This window comes from Nostoc foliaceum FACHB-393 (assembly GCF_014698505.1).
GTDB lineage: Bacteria > Cyanobacteriota > Cyanobacteriia > Cyanobacteriales > Nostocaceae > Nostoc > Nostoc foliaceum_A.
This window is the reverse complement of the sequence record NZ_JACJTD010000036.1, coordinates 1-19933: the sequence shown is the minus strand read 5'-3', so window position 1 is coordinate 19933 and position 19933 is coordinate 1. Positions and strand designations below refer to the sequence as shown.

General features: G+C 41.3%; 14 protein-coding genes and 1 pseudogene. 7 read left to right on the top strand and 8 right to left on the bottom strand.

The annotated features are described in order from the left end of the window. Positions 1-349: 349 nt before the first annotated feature. The 5 genes from H6G92_RS39690 to H6G92_RS24780 all read right to left on the bottom strand — a co-directional run bounded on the left by H6G92_RS39690 (position 350) and on the right by H6G92_RS24780 (position 10295). Positions 350-535, bottom strand: coding sequence for an endonuclease domain-containing protein (locus H6G92_RS39690; protein WP_190896863.1), 186 nt, complete (start codon positions 533-535; stop codon positions 350-352). Between the two features lie 97 nt (positions 536-632). Beyond that, complete coding sequence (gene metH / locus H6G92_RS24795) at positions 633-4160, bottom strand: methionine synthase (protein ID WP_190896773.1); 3528 nt, start codon at positions 4158-4160, stop codon at positions 633-635. Positions 4161-4452: 292 nt separating this feature from the next. Further along, on the bottom strand, positions 4453-8934 hold the full coding sequence (locus H6G92_RS24790) for a translation initiation factor IF-2 N-terminal domain-containing protein (protein ID WP_190896770.1): 4482 nt from the start codon (positions 8932-8934) through the stop codon (positions 4453-4455). Between the two features lie 21 nt (positions 8935-8955). Next, positions 8956-9327, bottom strand: coding sequence for a hypothetical protein (locus tag H6G92_RS24785; protein ID WP_190896768.1), 372 nt, complete (start codon positions 9325-9327; stop codon positions 8956-8958). A gap of 50 nt (positions 9328-9377) precedes the next feature. Then, positions 9378-10295 carry a histone deacetylase family protein gene (locus H6G92_RS24780; protein ID WP_190896766.1) on the bottom strand — a complete coding sequence of 306 codons (918 nt, stop codon included), beginning with the start codon at positions 10293-10295 and terminating at the stop codon, positions 9378-9380. A 111-nt stretch (positions 10296-10406) separates the two neighbouring features. Between H6G92_RS24780 and H6G92_RS24775 the strand changes: the two genes are divergently transcribed. Continuing rightward, on the top strand, positions 10407-11435 hold the full coding sequence (locus H6G92_RS24775) for a mechanosensitive ion channel family protein (RefSeq protein ID WP_190896763.1): 1029 nt from the start codon (positions 10407-10409) through the stop codon (positions 11433-11435). Between the two features lie 101 nt (positions 11436-11536). Here the strand turns inward: H6G92_RS24775 and H6G92_RS24770 are convergent, their stop codons facing one another. Continuing rightward, a complete protein-coding gene (locus H6G92_RS24770) occupies positions 11537-12316 on the bottom strand; it encodes an MBL fold metallo-hydrolase (RefSeq protein WP_190896761.1) in 780 nt (259 codons plus the stop codon). A 113-nt stretch (positions 12317-12429) separates the two neighbouring features. On the opposite strand from H6G92_RS24770, the gene H6G92_RS24765 reads away from it, so the two are divergent. Next, positions 12430-12867, top strand: coding sequence for a VOC family protein (locus H6G92_RS24765; protein ID WP_190896759.1), 438 nt, complete (start codon positions 12430-12432; stop codon positions 12865-12867). 10 nt (positions 12868-12877) lie between these two features. On the opposite strand, the gene H6G92_RS24760 is transcribed toward H6G92_RS24765, so the two are convergent. Then, positions 12878-14560, bottom strand: coding sequence for an S-layer homology domain-containing protein (locus H6G92_RS24760; RefSeq protein WP_190896757.1), 1683 nt, complete (start codon positions 14558-14560; stop codon positions 12878-12880). Positions 14561-14808: 248 nt separating this feature from the next. Between H6G92_RS24760 and H6G92_RS24755 the strand changes: the two genes are divergently transcribed. From H6G92_RS24755 to H6G92_RS24740, 5 genes and pseudogenes are all read left to right on the top strand, one after another. After that, positions 14809-15702 carry an alpha/beta fold hydrolase gene (locus H6G92_RS24755; RefSeq protein ID WP_190896755.1) on the top strand — a complete coding sequence of 298 codons (894 nt, stop codon included), beginning with the start codon at positions 14809-14811 and terminating at the stop codon, positions 15700-15702. A 147-nt stretch (positions 15703-15849) separates the two neighbouring features. After that, positions 15850-16908, top strand: a complete 1059-nt coding sequence (locus H6G92_RS24750) for a serine/threonine protein kinase (protein WP_190896861.1) — start codon at positions 15850-15852, stop codon at positions 16906-16908. Between the two features lie 388 nt (positions 16909-17296). Continuing rightward, positions 17297-18937, top strand: a pseudogene (locus H6G92_RS24745) (AAA-like domain-containing protein). Between the two features lie 67 nt (positions 18938-19004). Next, entirely contained in the window at positions 19005-19199 is a 195-nt protein-coding gene (locus tag H6G92_RS41370) for a hypothetical protein (RefSeq protein WP_449289984.1), read from the top strand. A gap of 12 nt (positions 19200-19211) precedes the next feature. Then, on the top strand, positions 19212-19631 hold the full coding sequence (locus H6G92_RS24740) for a type I restriction endonuclease (RefSeq protein ID WP_449289983.1): 420 nt from the start codon (positions 19212-19214) through the stop codon (positions 19629-19631). Between the two features lie 91 nt (positions 19632-19722). Here H6G92_RS24740 and H6G92_RS39105 read toward each other — a convergent pair. Continuing rightward, a partial coding sequence (locus H6G92_RS39105; protein ID WP_206758384.1) for a hypothetical protein occupies positions 19723-19933 on the bottom strand: 211 nt, incomplete at its 5' end.

Sequence of the window (19933 nt, the reverse complement as noted above, 5' to 3'; positions counted from 1 at the left end):
AAATAATAAGAGCATAACTTCACAGTAAAATTGCGGAAATGTATTTTATTTGAAGGCAAGTTTATGAAGATGTTATTAGCAAAGTAAACTTATAATACCCACCGTTAAAGGAAAGATATCAGTTGGGTGCAAAATAATCAGATATAGCGGTTCTCACTTCGGTACAATATTGTCGGAATCTCACCCTATAGTGATTTTAATCCCTCTCCTTAGTAAGGAGAGGGACGGGTTTTGCGTAGTATAACCAGGGTGAGGTTTTCTTGAGCTATTCGATAAACCGTAAATTGCGTCGAGAGAGACTTGTGCGTACACGATATATCTTTAATAAGCAGAGGGGCTGGAGGTGAGGTTAAATTACTATCCCCTTAAACTTGGTATATATATTCTGAGCAATACTGTCCAGCACGCCAGACAAATTAGCATACCCATAATTATTCGTAAATCTAATAAACTTAATTCCTGCTGATTCAATAAATTCTTGTCTTGCCTTATCATATTCAGCAGCACTTTCTTCAAAATGGCTTTCGCCATCAATTTATACTTTATCTAGCCTTGATTCAATTGCTCACAATATAAGAACCTCAACCCGCCCTTCGGGCACCCCTCTCCTTATTAAGGAGAGGGGATATTGATTAAGCGCTAAAGTATTTTGCTACTGGGTGATAGGTAATAATCGCAGTGGTAGACTGTTCTGGATAAAGTTGTTCGCTTTCATCCATATACAAGTTAATTCTGTCAGTCTGCAATAACTCTAGTTGCTTGTACTGGTCTTGGATATTTGGGCAAGCAGGATAACCAAAACTATACCGTGAGCCTCGATAGCGTTGTGCCAATATATCCCGAATATTATCGGGTTCTTCAGCAGTAAAACCTAACTCTCGGCGAATTCTGGCGTGTGTCCACTCCGCCACAGCCTCTGCAACCTGCACCGCCATACCGTGGAAATACAGGTAATCTGTGTATTGATTATCTGCAAACAGCTTTTGGGCGAACTCTGTTGCAATCTCCCCTACAGTCACCGCCTGCATCGGGAACACATCAATAATTCCTGACTCCTTCGGTGCAAAAAAATCTGCTATGCACAGCCGTCTTAAAGACTTTTGTCTGGGAAACTCGAAAGTTACAACCTGTTGTGATTGACTTTCTGAGTCATATATATGTACAGAATTTCCCTCAGACTGACAAGGGAAATACCCATAAATCACCTGGGGATGCAACAGATTCTCCTCAAGAATCCGCTGTTTCCAACTTTCTAAAATTGGGTAGACTTTCTCAGCCAAGAAAGCTTGATATTCTTCCTTAGATTGTTCCTTTGGTTTACGGAATTGCCATTGTCCAGCAACCAAAGCTTGTAAATCCAAGTGCCAGAATATTTCCTCGATGGGAATATCACTAGGCTGCAATAACTTCGTTCCCCAAAAAGGCGGTGTTGGACGTTCAATATCTACAGCCACAGCTTCAGAACGTCTTGTATCTACTACTTTTGGTTCAGCAGATGTTTCTTCAGCAGTTGTCGCTTTTGGTTCTTTGTTACCATTTGTCGAAACTTCAGCCGTTTCGATTTCGTTCAAAAATCCCTGCAAATCTTCCCAGTTACCAGTAGCTTTTGCTGGCATTAATTTATCCATGAAGTGCAAGTCAGAAAAGGCATCTTTGCCATAAACAACTTTACCTTTATAGGTATTTTGGCAATCTTCATAGACAAACTTGGGAGTCAACGCTGCACCACCTAAAATCACGGGGACACTAATTCCCTTTTCGTTGAATACCTCCAAGTTCTCTTTCATGAAGGCGGTGGATTTTACTAGCAAACCACTCATGGCAATACAGTCAGCTTTATGCTGTTCGTAAGCGTTGATGATGTTTTCCACCGGCTGCTTAATTCCCAGATTAATCACCTTGTAGCCGTTGTTGGATAAGATGATATCCACCAAGTTTTTACCAATGTCGTGGACATCGCCTTTGACTGTGGCAATGATAAAGGTTCCCTTGGCATTGTTGCCTGATTCTGATTTTTCCATGAATGGTTCGAGAAACGCTACCGCCGCTTTCATGGTTTCGGCAGATTGCAAGACGAAGGGTAACTGCATTTGTCCAGAACCGAATAATTCCCCGACAACTTTCATGCCATCTAGCAGGAAGGTGTTGATAATCTCCAACGGGGGATGTTCTTCTAAGGCTTTTTTCAGATGTTCTTCTAAGCCAATGCGTTCGCCGTCGATGATGTGGCGTTTGAGACGTTCTGGGATGGGAAGACTTTCATCTAAGGAGCGATCGCGCTTAGTTGTCACCCCAGCAAACGCTGTGGTAAGCTCTCCCAAGGGATCGTAAACGCAAACATCACCCTCAAACTTCCGCTGATCATAAATCAACTGGCGACAAATTTCTTGATGGCGTGCCTCAATCTTCGAGAGCGGTAAAATTTTGTTAGCACTGACAATGGCTGCATCCATTCCCGCCGTTGTCGCCTCGTGCAAAAACACCGAGTTCAGCACCATCCGCGAGGCTGGATTCAAACCAAAAGAAATATTGGAAACACCTAAAATTACATGACATCCAGGCAATTCTTCACGAATGCGCCGGATAGATTCAATTGTGGCTTTACCGTTTTCCCGGTCTTCTTCAATCCCAGTGGAAATAGGTAACGCTAGGGTATCAAAGAATATTTCTGTGGGTGGTATGCCGTATTCTACAGCTTGGCGGTATGCGCGTTGGGCGATCGCAAACTTTTTGTCTGCTGTCCGCGCCATTCCATCTTCATCGATAGTACCAATGACTACACCAGCACCGTATTTTTTCGCTAAATCCAGCACCTTTAAAAAGCGCGGTTCCCCATCTTCGTAGTTGGTGGAGTTCAGCAAACACTTACCACCGGCAACCTTTAAACCCGCCTCCATCTTTTCCCATTCGGTGGAGTCAAGCATTAAAGGCAGTGTCACATTATTAACAATGCGCGAAACTAATTCGTGCATATCCCGCACACCGTCGCGTCCCACATAATCGACGTTGATATCGAGAATATGTGCGCCTTCTTTAACTTGCGCCCTCGCCATTGAAACGAGTCCATCCCAATCTTCCGCATTGAGCAAATCGCGGCACTTTTTGGAACCACTGGCGTTGAGACGTTCACCAACAATCAAGAAGGAATTATCTTGGTCGTAGGGCTGAGTGGTGTAAATTGATGCTGCTGCTGGTTCTAAGCTAGGTTGTCTAACTTTTGGCTTCAGGTCTTTAGCAAGTTCTGCCAATTGTTGAATGTGTTCTGGACGCGTCCCACAGCAACCCCCGATCACTTGGACACCCAAATCTTCAACAAAATGCATCAGCGACAACCGTAATTCCAACGGTGTCAGGCGGTAGTGCGCTTGACCGCCGACGTTCTCAGGTAAACCCGCGTTGGGAATACAGGAAACGATGAAAGGTGAATGTTCTGCCAGATACTTGATATGTGGTTTCATCAAGTCTGGGCCTGTGGCGCAGTTTAGACCGAGAATGTCAATTGGGTAAGGTTCCAAAATTGTCAGCACAGCACTGATTTCTGAACCAACCAACATTGTGCCCATGCTTTCCATTGTCACAGACACCATTAACGGTCTGCGATCGCCTTTTTTGGCAAACACTTCTTCAATAGCATTCAGCGCCGCCTTAATTTGCAGCACATCTTGGCAAGTTTCCACCAAAAATAAATCGACACCACCATCCCACAGCGCCTCTGCTTGTTCAGCAAAAGTAGCTTTCATGGTGTCAAAGTCAATATGTCCCAAGGTAGGAAGTTTCGTTGTGGGGCCAATAGAACCTGCCACAAACCGGGGTTTTTCTGGCGTGGAAAATTCCGCCGCGACACGCTTCGCCAATTCTGCGGCTGTCTTGCTGAGGTAATAAGCTTGGTCTGCCAAGTCATATTCTGCCAGCACCAAGGACGTACTGCCAAAGGTATCCGTTTCAATTACGTCTGCACCAGCGGCGAGAAAGTCACGGTGAACCTTAGCGACAGCTTCAGGTTTAGTGTGAACTAAGTATTCGTTACAACCTTCATACTGTGGGCCGCCGAAGTCTTCAGCCGTAAGGTTTTGGGTTTGGAGGTTGGTTCCCATCGCCCCGTCGAAGACGAGGACTGGTCTATCTGGACTACGCAGGCGTTCAAGGAAAGAATGAGTCATATTTTCCTAGAAGAAATGAGGAAATCAAGTGAGTCTTGTGATACTCGACTTACTTTATTATTTTCCAAAATTTTGGGAGTTTCGGCAGTATGTAATGGAAAAATTCTTATATACTGAAGTATTTGATGTGCTTATATTACCAATATGCATAGTGGACTAGTTTATACAGAGGTCGTTCTATGGAAAGAAGGAAAATTTTGATTGCGACTAAAACATACCCTTCAATTAGCACCAAATATCAAGAAACAGTCTGTCTCTACCAAATTCTTGAGATTGTCATCAATCAATCGATTTAGCTGAAGAGGCGAGAAACATCAACGAAACCTCCATGAAGACTTACAATATTTGAAACTTCGGAATACATACTTCCAACTTTACCCGATTGATGGGTAAATAAATTATGACAACCCACAATTATTAGTAGTTCCTGAGCGCGAGAAAATGCAACGTTAACCCGTTCTGGCTTCTTGGCAAATCCCACATCTCCTTTGCTATTGTTGCGAACCATACTAACAATTACAATAGGTCTTTCCATCCCTTGAAATCTGTCTACCGTACCAGTACGAATTTCTAGTGAAGGAAAAAGTTCAGATTGCAGACGTTCATCAATTTTTCTTAATTGAGCGCCATAAAACGTAATTACAGCAATTTCTTTTTTGGGTTCACCATTAGCAACTCTAGAAGCCCAAGTAGTCTCGAACTGGTGACACAAACTTTCAATCGCATCAATTTCTTGAGTATTAAAGTAAGAAGTTCCGTTCCGTTGCTCTAAAAACTGATTCTCTATGGGCGTTTTTACCCAAAGAAGATGATGAGATTCTTGGACAATTTCACCTGCTAAATTATGTGCACGTTTTGTATCTGGCTCCAAAATCCCAGATTCTAGTTTACCATCATAAAACTGATTGATTGCTCCCATAATAAATGGATGCATTCGATATTGTGTAGTTAGCATTTGTTTGATGCTTTCATCAGCAGACTCAAACTGACTTTTAAATAGAGATTCTTCTAAGAATTGTAGTTCGTCTCGTGTATTACCCATTGTTTGAGCAACTTCTTCTACAGTGCTAGTATCAAGCATGGGTGGTAATTGCCGATGATCGCCTACCATTACTAACTTTTTGCCTTTCAAAGCTGGGATTAGTAACTCTGGTGGAGTACACTTACTAACCTCATCAATAATAACAACATCGAAAGATTTGAATTCTTCAGAAAAACCTCTATTTGCAGCTTGAACACAAGTGATACCAACGACGTTGGCATTATCTAAATATATGCGCCTTAAATCATCGCGATCGCCTTCAGTTGGCTGTCTTAATTTTCCTATCCAATCTTGTACAAAATTCTGATATTTATTGAGATAAGTTTCATCTTTTTGTAGTTGCTGTTGCCAAGATTCAAAGCTAATATTTATACTACGTAATAAATCTATATTAAACAAGTCAGCAGCAAACTTTTCTGGCTTAAACTTATCCGGTATTTTTTGCCATTCTGTCAACCACCAATTCCTTTCTTCTATTAAATTATCTGATGGCTGTGGTTGCGATTTCTGTTCTATTTCGCGTAAATTGATTTGTAATTTTTGAAGCTGTTGTAGAGAAATTCCAGTTTCTTCTTGTAGCTTTGATAAATGTTCATGTAGAGAATTTTTAATTATCTCCAGCACAGCAAAAGGTTCTAATAATGAAATTAAGTTTTCAAGTTGACTGATACAATTTACCCAAGAACTCACTTGATTTGAGAATTCTTGTGGCTGCTCCCAAATATTTGATTGTGTTGTAAGGTATTTTTCAATTAAAATGCGTAATTGAACAGGTATATTTGGCTGTTGATTAAGTTCTTGTAAGATATTAATCACTCGTCCAAGTTGCAGATTAGCGTCTTGTTGTGCCTTTTCTGCCTCAGCTTGAGTAATGGATATTTGCTGTTGGCTAACTTCATTTTTCTGGAGTTCATTTAATTGTCGTTGCAAATGCTGAAGCTGTTGCTCAGTTTCAGTTTTGACTTTTAAAACGCATTGACGCGCATTTGCAAGAATAATATCTAACAATTCTTGTGTAATGCGGGTGAGAGTAGAGTCAATGTTATTCCATTCCCATGATCCACCATAAGTCCGTTGCATTCTAATTAAAAAAACCTGGGTATTCTCAACCAGTAATTTTCGCTGTTTTGGGTTGAGTAGCTGATAATTGTTAAACTGTTGATAGGTTTCTTGCCATTGGGTGCGATCGCTCTTTGATAGCACTATTGGAATCTGACTAAAATTTTGTTGTAAAAAATAGCTAAAATTATGCTGTTTACCCCGCCTATCAGTAAAACCTCCGTCTATTTCATAAGCGATAGCCTTTGTCAATAGCTCCCATTCTGGTAGATTTATTTTATATATTTTTGGAACTATGGGTAATTTTAATGTGTTAGCAAACATCAACAAACCTAGCGGCAAGTCCACTAAATTTTCTGTTAGTGGTAAACCTGATTGCTGACAATCTTTCAAAGTTTGATAAAGATGAGAAGGTGCTGTCGCTTTCCATTCTTTAACTGCTGAGATAATGTAATCGATTTCACGTTTACGGTTTTCCCATATCTGGATTGTTTGCTGTATATTTTGCAGTTTGGCAAGATATTTCTGATAATCTGGTTGTAGCTGATTTAACGAGACAAAATTTTGTTTGACAACCTCCACTGATCCTGCAACTTTTAAAATGGCTTTACTTGCATCTTGAGCATAAGTTAAAGCAGTTTTAAATTTATAAATTTCTATTGTTACAGTTTCACGTAACCAAACCGCTAAACCAAAAGCACCAAATGCCGGACGCACACAGCCAAGTTCATCAGTATATTTTATCGTTTTACGAACATTTGCTAAAAATTCTTCTACTAAACTGTTACCTTCTGTGTATGGCTTAAGAAGCGGCAAAAAATCTGTAACTTCTGGAGCTTCCCAGTTGATATTTGGTGCAATATTTAGTATATTCTTAAGTCCTGCAATGAGTGATTCAACTTCATTCTGTTTTTCTATAGTTTCGTTATAAGATTTTTCTTGATTTTTAAAGTTTGCCTCTAGCTTTACCTTATTTTTAGTGAATTTAGTTTGTTGTTGATTAAATTCTTCCTCTGCTTCAAAGTAGGCTGTAAATCTTCGTGATGATGCCAGTAATTGGCTAAATATTTGGATATTTTCGAGCCTTTGGGTAAGATTATTTTCGCAGTCATTTGCTGTATTTTCCAGCCATCTACCAATCACTTGGTCTTCTAAAAATGGCTGTCCTTCTTCCCCAACTTTCTCGGCTCTCCCTTTGCGTACAGCCCGAATCACTGGGTTGTGGACTAATCGACTCAGGGCATTATCTACTGCTAAATTGGCTTGAGAAGCGATTAAGGTACGTCCACCACGAAGGGCTATTTGATAGCAAATCTCGGCAATTACAGTAGTTTTACCAGTACCTGGCGGACCTTGGATAAGAACAAGATCCTTCGCAGCAAGTACCTTTTCTACTGCTGCTTTCTGACCAGGATTAGCAGAAGATAATAATAAATCTTGTGGTTGAAGTTCAACAGTTGTTTTGATTTGTCTAGCCTGGAAAGCATCGAATAAAAAGTTACCTAAGTAAGGATTTTGAGTGTAACCATTATTCAAATCATCTAAAGCTTTTTTCTTGCGCTGAATCTGCTGAATATCACCAACTGCCTCAAAACACAAAAATCCTGTATCTGGCAACTTATAACGCTCTGCTGACATGAATTCAGCTAAGTCGCGTTCTAATCTGAGGCTGATAATACAACGGTTGGGGTCAACTTCCTCAACAGTCCCTAATTGACGGCCACTAATCCAATTTTTGCCGACGGGAGCAGTTTCAAAAAGTTTTAAATCTTCGCCTTTTGTGCGTCTTGCTCGTTCCCAGAAGTTTTCCATGTCGAGGGAATTTTGATAAAAGCCGTCAAGAGTGGCTGAAGCTACATCAATTTCAAAACTGATTCGCCTTTTGAAGTTATAGTTGTGACTTACATAACGCACACAAAACTGACGTGCTTTAGCGATTTTTTCCTCAATTTGCAAAAACGCTTTCCAAGCTTTAAGCTGATCTTCTGTAGGCACATGCTCACCACACATTGGCGCGGCTGCGATGCGTTTCAATGTTGCAGGTGGAATGTCGAGATGATGCTGATGATTAGCTAGCAAACGTAAGCGACAAGCTATAGCATAGCTATCGGCGTGTCCCCGTGAGAGTTGTAACAACTGAGCCGAAAGTATTTTTATACCATCGCGTCCATCTTTTGGTACAGCCGCTCTAAATCCTAATGTTTTTCTAAGCTTCTCAAGTCTTGCGGGTAATGGAAAATCGTCGGAGTCTGTTGCTATTGTCAAATCCCAAATTTCTTCCCTTGCTTCTTTCCCCGCACCTTTGCGACGCACATAAAATAGAGAAGGCTTTTTCCCGACACATTCCAACATTAACTGATTGGCGCGATCGCGCCTGTCCCTAAAATCAGGATATGATTTAAGGGCGGTTTCACCTTCAAGATGGCGGATAAAACTATCAATTGCTGAAGCTATAAACATATAGCCCCAATCTTCAGAGCTTGTTTTATTTTTCGAGGTTTTTGCTGTTAGTTTATTTACCGCTAGACGAATGCGTTCTGCGTCAGATTCTGAGATGGTACTCGTATGGCTTTTGACGACAATTTTGAGCTTTTCACAAATTATTAATAGCTTCTTGCTATCCAAATTTAATTCTTTTGCTAGTTCGTAAATTCTGAGTTTGCCGTTATTCATCCACTATTACCTTTGCCCGTATTAGCCCAATCTTCTTGAACGTTTTACAGATTTTAAAATACTTTTTGTAATCGTAAAAAGCATGATTACTCTGACAACGTAAAACAAGGCATCTAATAAAAATGCCCCAAGATTTATATTCTGAAAATCTTCAGCCCCACTTCTCCCCCAGCCATGTACAGGTGAGCCAGCATTATCATCATGCACTATTGGGAATGGAAATCCAGCCCTTAAGGAATTACCACCCATACACGCATTTGGAAGACATGCTTCACTGAAGCCTAATCGTTCACAACCAGGAGGATTCTGATACCACAGCGATAATATAACGAACGGAATTCCTAAGAATGAACTCAATATTATTGCTGCTATTGCTTCTCTAAATTTGCTCATCTAAGGAACTTCAAAAGAATAAATTAATCAAAAAAACTCAAGCGGCTGCATCAAAGTTTATACTGTCGGTAAACTTCACTAGCGGCACGATGCAGTAGCGAATGCCGCCAGACTAAAGATTTCATATCATCGCCATAACCGCCGCCAATAACGCAGGCGACAGGATAACCGCTACTCATGCAGGTACTTAAAACCTGCATTTCTCGGCGAAAAATCCCAGCATCAGTTAGGGCTAATTTTCCCAAGCGATCGCCTATATGAGGGTCAACACCAGCATCATAAAATACTAAGTCTGGCTTGACTTTAGATAATAAATCTGCTAGATAACTCGCCAAGGTTTGTAAATAAGCGTCATCCTCCATTCCCACCGGTAAAGGAACATCCAAATCGCTATTTTGTTTAGTACCGGGAAAATTGACTTCGCAGTGCATGGAGAAAGTAAAAACGCTGTCGTCGTCTTGGAAGATAAAAGCTGTGCCGTCTCCTTGATGGACATCCAAATCGACAATCAGGATTTTTCGGACGAGTCCGAGTTTTTGTAAAACGCGACAGGCGATCGCTAAATCGTTGAAAATACAAAAACCAGACCCATAACTAGGAAAGGCATGATGAGTTCCACCAGCCGTATTACAAGCTAAACCCTGTCTTAGCGCCAGTTTTGCAGTGAGTATCGTACCACCTACAGCTACACAGGTACGATTCGCTAATGCTGGACTCCAAGGCAAACCAATGCGTCGCTGTGCTTTGGGGTCTAGGGTTCCCTCACAGTAAGCTTGAACGTAGCTTGTGGTGTGGACTAACTCTATCAACTCTGGTGGTGGACGTTCGGGGGTGTAAAACTGTTCTTGATTAGCTACACCATCAGTTAACAGTAACTCGTAGAGTTGTCGGAACTTAGACATCGGGAAGCGATGTCCTTCAGGTAGGGGAGCAATGTAATCTGGGTGGTAAACAATTGGCAAGTCCATAATCCAGAAAATCTCAAACAGCTAATCCGACAACTAACAAGGTAAAATTTAGCCATAATCGCAGCAACTATGCTGTTATCCTAAATCTAAAATTACAAATTTAAAATTGATATGATGGAATGGATTACACCGATAGCATTTATTCTAGCTGGCTTACTGGCTGGATTAATTGGTGAAAAAGTTATCTTCAAAAAACTGGAAACATTCGTTAATAATAAACGAATTGCCGGGGGTAATATTATATTTCACTCTCTGCACCGCATGACTTTTATCTGGTTTGCCATTGGCGGTTTTTTTTGGGCAATTCTGAGTTCTCCCCTCAAGCCAGATATTGCGATCGTACTGCAAAAAGTTCTGACGATCGCACTGCTGTATTCAGTAACCCTTTTCTTAGCCAGATTGACTGCTGGTTTTGTTAATTTATTTATTCGCAGAACAGAAGGAGTTCCCACATCACTAATTTCTAACCTTGCTAAGATTACTGTTTTAGTTTTGGGAACATTAATTATCTTGCAAACAGTAGGTGTTCAAATTACACCGATAATTACAACTTTAGGGATTGGTGGTCTAGCAGTTGGTTTAGCACTTCAAGATACCTTAGCAAATTTGTTTTCTGGCTTTTATTTAATTATTTCTAAGCAAGTTAGAACTGGAGATTATGTAAAATTAGATGCTGGGCAAGAAGGATACGTCATAGATATTTCTTGGCGCAATACGACAATTAAAGAAATCTCAAATAATGTAGTAATTGTTCCGAATTCTAAATTGTCTTCTGCGATTTTCACAAACTATCATTTACCCGCAAAGGAAATTACTTTAACAATGGATGTGGGTGTCAGTTATGATAGCGATTTGGAACAAGTTGAAAAAGTAACTGTAGAAGTTGCCAAAGAAGTCATGCAAGAAATTGCACCTGAATTAAAAGAAAGTGAACCATATATCAGATTTCATACTTTTAATGATTTTAGTATAGATTTTACGCTTTATATGCGCGTAAGTGAATACTTTGATCAGCGTATTGGTAAACATTTATTTGTTAAAAAATTACACAAGCGCTATCAGCAAGCAGGAATTCAAATTCCTTTTCCGATTAGAGAAGTGTATAATATGCAAGATAATTCAGCTATGGAACAAAATTAGCCCTGGCGACTAGAAGTCGCGGCTACACAGGCAAAAGCCACCGACGCGGGTTGAAAACCTTGATTCTAATCGCTAGAGCTAGATGCAAGATGTGAGCTAACTTAGATTGCTAATGCTCCTTTTTCTAATGGTAATTCAAAGCGATCGCCTGGTTTTGGCTCAAGTACCCGCGTTGAAAGATTGTTTTTCTCTAGTAACGAGCGAAATTCTTCAGCATTTCCTTTAGTCTGAATTAATTTCATCAGCAATCCTTCAAACGCCACATCCCCACCAGCGGCAGTAGGTATTATTACTTGAGGCTGTAATGACTTTACTACTGCTAAAGCACTATTTTTCCCTTTAATAATCGGCCCAAGCAAAGGTAGGCTCACGTCAATAAATGGTGTAATCACTACATCGATAGGTGCAGCTTGCTGAAGTTGTGGAGAATGATACCCATGAGGTTCGTAGTATACGGTTAAACCACTCGCCAATTCTTTCAGAAGATAACTATTTTCTACTAGAGTGGGGCCAATGGGAGAGCCTGGAAAAGCCTTGATTTCAATTTGATTATTTAAAGTGAAAGTTTCACCATGAGCCAATACTGTTACTTGGGTGTAACCTAACTGCTGCACAACTTTGGCAGCATTCGGAGAAGCTACAACCTTGATGCTGTGGTCGAGTAGCTTCAGCGTTGGTGGATGAGCGTGGTCTTCTAAACCTTGAGATAGCAGGATCAGATCAATGTTATCTGGTATTGGACGCTCTTGCGATCGCGAACCTTTAAATAACCATTCCAAATTACTAAAAATTAACGAACCAACCAGCCAAGGGTCAATTAGTATTCGTTTCCCGCCGATTTCCAGCAGCCAAGAGTTACTGTCTAACCAAGTTAAAAACATAAATTTTGTGAAGATAACGCCTACCTTCATTATCAATGGTGTCACCTTTCTTAGTAAGCACTAAGGCCAATACTTACATTTGTCCAGTCAAGTCTACACACGGAGTTTTTTTAATGTCTGATCTTGGTTTGACTCACATTGCACTTGCAGTCAGTGATGTTGATGCAAGTATCTCATTTTATGCAAAGTATGCTCAGATGACAGTTGTGCATCATCGCATTGATCAAGCGACTCAATCAGATGTTGCTTGGATTAGTGACCTGACTAGACCTTTTGTGATTGTCTTAATTAAAGTAGCTAAAGTAGAAGGCGCACTTTTACCACAATCCCATCTTGGAGTAGCTTATTCGAATCGCGAGGAAATCGATCGCCTGTGCAATGAGGCACGCACTGAGGGAATACTGCTGGCTGGGCCAAATGACTGGGGTCATCCGGTCGGTTACTGGGCTTTTATTCGAGACCCAGATGGTCATACACTAGAAATTTCCTATGGTCAGGAAATTAGTTTTACAGTCGAGCAAGCTAGAGACGCGATTAATCGCGCCTCTTAAAAAAATAGTATTATCTGTTACCAGGAGTGCGTCCACCTTCATCGTTACTGCCACCGTGAGGACGAGAATTACCTGGGTCACAGCCCTCAGCACCATTACCAATTCCTTGGTTGCAATTGCGACGCGGTTTAACGCCCTCGGTCGAAGTTTCAGTCTGCTCCTCAACTGCAACTTGTTGTTGTCCAACTACGTACTGTGAGGAAATTTTTGCTACCTGCCCAGTGCTAGACAGGGCTTGGTATAGCAAAGCAGATACTTCAGACCTGGTTGCTACCCGTTCAACATTTAGCAAGTTCACATTGGGATAGTTGACGACTATACCGCGTTGTGTCAAAGCAGCAATCAGACTGCGATATTCACTACGAATAGTAGTTGCATCGCTGTAAACAGATAAGATTGTGTCTGTAGAACCACTGGTTTGATAATTTAATCCCCGCGCTAATGCTACAAAAATGTCAAGGCGAGAAAGGCTTTGGCTGGGATTGAAACCTTTGCCAATGACAGCGTTTAAAAAGCCCATTTGATAAACTTCGCTGATGGCATTGTAAGCCCAATATTGAGTTGAGACATCTTTAAATGCGATCGCTCGACGAATTTTCCCCTTGGTAAACGCTTTTTGCAGCATTGCCGCAAATTGAGCACGAGTTACTGGTGCATCAGGGCGGAAAGTCCCATCAGGAAAACCTTCGAGAATTTCCATTGAGGCCAATTCGGCAATAAAATCTTTAGCCCAATAGTCTGTGGAAACATCAGAAAACCCAACTTGGAGAGCGCGAGACATCCCAACTTGGCGATAATTCATCAGCATTTGGCTGACATCGTAGCTAGAGTTATCGCTGACTTCAATCACCTGCACCAAGCTGCCAGGAGTAGCTTGTAAAGCCTCTGCCAAGTCAGAACTAAAGACGCTCACGAACGACTGACGCACTACAGCATACTCACCCTGAGTGAAAGAGACCGGATAAACGCTGGTTCCTGGAATTTTTGACAAACTTTCTACTTGGAACTGACTACCTTGGAAGGTTTGGGAACTGCTGAGGAAACTAACACGTTGGTCGCTGACTTGGGTGAAGTAGTCGTAGGTGGTGGTACCTGCGTCAATAGTGCCGTTTTGGTCAGCATCAACACCATAAACAGTGCGAACGACTTGGTATTCTGTAGGCTTGGCTGACAAAACCAGGTTAACTGTGGTATTTGCAGACAAACATTCAAATTCGCTATAGCCAATAAAGCGGTTTTGAACATCATACAATCGCACGACGATGCGATCGCTAGCTTTTAAACCCTTAGCAAATTTGGCTTTTTGCTTAATCTTGTACTTGTAATCACCCAAAAACCGCTCTTTTAAATAGCCCTTGCCACCTTTACTCTTTACAGAAATGCGAGCAATCACTTCTGACAAATTACCCGATGGTTCCCAAATGGCAAGGCTAAAACCTGTTTTTTTGCCTTTTGCAGAAACACTACTACTGCGGCTTTCTGTGGTGATGGTTTGCCGCTCAATAGTAGTACGACTCCTTGTTTCTACTTTCTTATCAGCTAAAAGTTGTTGATTTGTGGAATGATCAGATATTTGGGCGACGGTGGTAGAGAATCCTAAAGTTGCGTAGGCAGAAGCTATTGGTGAAAATATTGCCACAGAGGTTGCAGCCAGAACAAACTTGCTCATTTGAGCAAAGTAATTTTGATTCATGTATTTCATCTCACACTACCATTCGTCTAAATAGTCACAGGGGTATTTGGTATCCCTTGACTTATTAATCCCTTGGGGTGGATGGAACTAACATCTAATCAGTGCTGAGTGAGGAGTGCTGAGTTAGGAGTTAGGAGTTAGGAGTTCAGGAGTGTGATTATTGCTTTTTTACTTAGCACTCGTTACTCAGAACTATTTCGGTCAGAGAACATTAATATATTTGAAGATACACTTTATGAATCTTATTAATGACTGTAACGACACAACAGCTTGCAACCCAAGACGCTTTTGAAAAATTCATTTGGACTTGGCAGGGTTACAAAATCCAGTACACCGTTATGGGTACAGGACGCCCTTTGGTACTGGTTCACGGCTTTGGTGCTTCTATTGGGCACTGGCGGAAAAATGTCCCAGTTTTAGCTGATGCTGGCTACCAGGTGTTTGCCATAGACCTTTTAGGTTTTGGCGGTTCCGATAAAGCGCCCATTGATTACAGCGTGGAAGTTTGGGTGGAACTGCTGAAAGATTTCTGCACAGCACATATAAAAGAACCTGCTGTATTTATTGGCAACTCCATTGGCGCACTTTTGAGCTTAATAGTACTGGTGGAACATCCAGAAATTTCTGCTGGTGGTATTTTAATTAACTCTGCGGGTGGGTTGAGTCATCGTCCCCACGAATTGAATCCGCCACTACGGATTGTCATGGCAGCTTTTAATCGGTTTGTGCGATCGCCAATTACAGGTAAATTTGTCTATAACCGCATCCGTCAAAAAGCCCAAATTCGCCGCACCCTCTACCAAGTTTACCGGAACCGTGAAGCCGTCACCGATGAATTAGTTGATTTACTTTATACTCCCTCTTGCGACCCAGGAGCGCAACAAGTCTTCGCTTCCATTCTCACAGCCCCTCCTGGCCCAAGCCCAGAGGAACTTTTGCCCAAAGTAGAACGTCCTCTATTAGTAATTTGGGGTGCTGATGATCCCTGGACACCAATTACCGGGGCCAAGATTTACGAAGAGGCGCGTGAGAATGGCAAAGACATCAAAATTGTTCCCATTCCCAATGCCGGTCATTGTCCTCACGATGAGGTTCCAGATGTAGTTAATGCTCAGATTGTCGATTGGCTAGCACAAAGTTAACAATTTTGCGCCAAGACGCAAATGCAAAGGAACTTTCTGCCGATGCGCCTTGGCCCATGCAGGGTAGAAATGGGGCTAACAATCTGGGTGAGTGGATCTTAATCTTTATAATTGCACCTTGACAGAATCAAACTCATGTGGTGTGTAATGGAGCTTGATGTGCGTAATGGACATAAAGGGGCAATTCCCTTAAATCACCATCCAGATTTTTCCAAACAAGGCTATCAAATTATCAGCGAACTAGGACGCAACCGAGAAGGGGGACGCATTACTTACTTAGCTAATGTCCTCAACTCTAAGCAACAGGTGGTGATTAAAGAGTTTTGTTTTGCTCGTGCGGATGCTGATTTGTCAGGTGTAAAAGCATATCAGCGCGAAATCGAAATTTTGCAGCAACTAAATCATTCTCGCATCCCCCGCTATATAGATTCTTTTGAAATGCCAGGGGCTTTTTATCTGGTGCAGGAATACAAAAATGCCCCATCTTTAGGCTTAACGAGCAGCTTTAACCCAGAAGAAATAAAGCAAATTGCTTTGTCAATTTTAGAGATTTTGGTTTATCTACAAAAGCAAATTCCGCCAATTATTCATCGGGATATTAAACCAGAGAATATTTTGGTTGATGAGCAACTAAATGCTTATCTGGTTGATTTTGGTTTGGCTAGAATACAGGGTGCAAAAGTAGCTCTGAGCAGTTTTGTAGCAGGAACCCCAGGTTTTATGCCACCAGAGGAACAGTTTGGTCATTCCCTGACTGAGGCATCAGATTTATATAGTTTAGGAGCAACATTGATTTGCTTACTTACTAATACCCGTTCTGTTGAGATTGGGAAATTAATTGATGATAACTATCGCTTTAATTTCCAGCAATTAGTTCCTCAAATCAGTCCGCGTTTCCGGCAGTGGTTGATGAAAATGGTGGAACGCAACCGAAAACGTCGCTATGCTAATGCGGCTATTGCTTTAAAAGTACTTGGGCCAATTGAAGTTGTTGGTAGTGCCACTGGGATAGATAATTTAATCAGGACACTCAAACCTAGAAAACGAGCTACTTTGTTGGGACTAGCTACTGTTGTTACACTGGCTACAATGGGGGCAACTTTGATGAGTTGTCACCCCGGTAATACGGTTAGGCAATTACTGGAAGCTACAGAATGTCAAAGTTTTGATTTAAACGCAAGTTGCCAAGAAAAAACCGGACATTAAGATTAATTAGGTTGCATCTGGCTAAGGATTACAGCGGTTTTCAATTGAATAGGCTACACCTGTAGGGGCACAATATATTGTGCCCCTACAATTATGTGTATTCCACACTTATGAAAATTGCTGTCATTTTCATGAGTATCAAAGACTCGTTAACGAGTATTAAAGACTCATTCACGAGTATTAAAGACTCATTCACGAGTATCAAAGACTCATTTAAGAGTATTAAAGACTCATTCACGAGTATCAAAGACTCATTTAAGAGTATCAAAGACTCATTTACGAGTATCAAAGGCTCTTTAACGGTAATGCACTATCAGTAATTATGTAGTTATCTGCTGTAGTAAACTACATCTAAGCCAGAAGCCTGCATTCAATAGTTGATAGCGCTGTGAAAAAAATCCTGATTGTGTCAGCTAATCCCACGACGACAGATAAACTTCGCTTGGACGAGGAAGTAAGGGAAATTCAGGAAGGGTTGCAACGCTCTCGCAGCCGAGATAAGTTTGAACTTATTACTAAATGGGCAGTGCGTCCTGACGATTTGCGGCGTGCGCTTTTAGATCATAATCCTCATATTATCCATTTTTCTGGACATGGTGGTGGAAATCAAGGTTTAGCCTTGGAAAATAATACAGGGGAAATGCAGCTGGTGAGTACGGAGTCGCTGGCAAGGCTATTTAAGTTATTTAAAGACAAAATTGAGTGTGTATTATTAAATGCCTGTTATAGCGAGGTGCAAGCTGAGTCCATTCACCAACACATTAACTGCGTGGTTGGGATGAATCGGGCAATTGGCGATCGCGCCGCAATTAAATTTGCGGTAGGCTTTTATGATGCACTGGGTGCTGATAGGTCTTATGAAGATGCTTATGAGTTTGGCTGTAGCGCTATTGATTTAGAAAGTATTCCAGAGTCTTCGACACCAGTGCTGAAAAGTCGGAACAATCCCCAAGGTGCTATCTCTGCTAACGAAACTATTCCAGATAGCGAGATAAAACCAGCAGTCTCCTTAGAAAATCCAGAAGGGCAGGTATCTCTCAACTCTGCTTTCTATGTGGAGCGATCGCCTATTGAGGTAGACTGTTATGAAGCAATTCTTCAACCAGGGGCCTTAATTCGCATCAAAGCTCCCCGGCAGATGGGCAAAACTTCGCTGATGTCGCGGGTTCTCAATCATGCTAGTCAACATGACTATCAGATAGCACCCGTAAATTTCCAGTCAGCTGATGCAGAATTTCTCGCCAATTTAGATCAGTTTTTGCAGTGGTTCTGCGCTAGCATTACCTACGAGCTGAATCTACCAGAGAAGCTAGACGAGTATTGGAAGGGTGTTTTAGGTAGCAAGAATAAATGTACAAATTACTTTCAACGGTATTTATTACCCGCTATTAATAGCCCCGTAGCTTTGGGTTTGGATGAAGTCGATGAAGTCTTTAAGCATCCTATAATTGCGGCTGATTTTTTTGGATTGCTACGAGCTTGGCATGAACGGTCAAAGAATGAGACAGTTTGGAAAAATCTCCGATTGGTAATTGTGCATTCTAAGGAAGTTTATATTCCGCTAAATATAAATCAGTCGCCTTTTAATGTTGGCTTACCCATTGAGTTGCCAGACTTAAATCAAATACAAGTACAAAACTTGGTACAGCGTCACGGACTCAATTAGTGTGACTCACAAATTGAAGAATTAATGACACTGGTGGGTGGTCATCCTTATTTAGTGCGGGTAGCGCTTTATGAAATTGCCCGTGGTAGGATGACGCTGGAAAATCTGCAAAAAATCGCAGCAACTCAGGAAGGGCCTTACAGTGACCATCTCCGCCGCCATTGGTTGAATTTGCAAGAGGATGCAGAATTGCTAGCTGCGGTCAAACAAGTTATGACAGCAAATCGCCCCGTAGATGTAGGCACAACTGAAGCGTTTAAACTCCGCAGTATGGGGTTAGTTAAATTTCAAGGCAATGAAGTGATGCCACTGTGTAAATTGTATCGTCAATATTTTTGCGATCGCTTGGGAATTAAAAATTAAAAAAGTACATTAGGAAGACCTGCAATACTTTCATCTGCAATTACCATTTAACAAAAAGGTTTAACAAATGGTTCAAGTTATTCAAGGAAAAGATATCACCCTAGCCCAACTCATCGATGAATTTGGTCTACACCTTGCAGACGACGAACAGTTTTTTTCAGAATGGCAGCAAGATTTACCTGATTTGAGTGATTTAGAAAAGCAATCTCTCAACGAAGTCAAGGCAGAATATTTGCATTTATCCCGCTACCAAATTTTATAACCTGTAGTCAAAATGGTGGTGCTATCTCCACTATTGCGTCTAGCAGGTTTTTATCAACCGCCTTTCTACATCGCGTCGGAAGAAGAGGTCAGAATTTCTTCTGAAGACGAAGGCACAATTATTAGAGGACGTATTGATATCTTGGTGTTTCATCCTCCATTTTGGGTTCTCGTAATTGAGGCGAAACGAGCAGATTACTCCTTAGTGCCAGCAATTTCACAAGCATTAGCTTATATGTTGGCAGATGCAACTTCGGCAAAACCTGTTTTTGGGTTTGTCACCAATGGTAGTGAATTTCAATTTATTAAGTTGACGAAACAGAGCACACCGAGATATGCCTTATCTTATACACTGTCGCTTAATCGTGGAGATGACTTGTATACTGTTGTAAAAGTTTTAAAAAATCTAGCTGGTTTAATTAGTAATTCGTAATTATGACCTCTCCCTGGTTTTACTACGTAAAACCCTCCCTCTCCGATTCGGAGAGGGAAAGACTTTAACTAAATAAAGTTCAAACCCAGTTTTAGTCTTTCTCTGCTTGTATGGAACCACCCTGCTTCCCTACTAATGTTGGGGAGCAAGAATCAAAGCCTCTCTCCGTTTCGGGGCTACGGTGTACACACAAGTAGAAGTAAACTACTAGGGGAAGAGATTTGAGGGGGCAGAGAGAGTGGAAAATCCAATAAGAATTCATGCTCAACTGTGGTGCAAAAAAGCATTTGGCGACCCAAGGT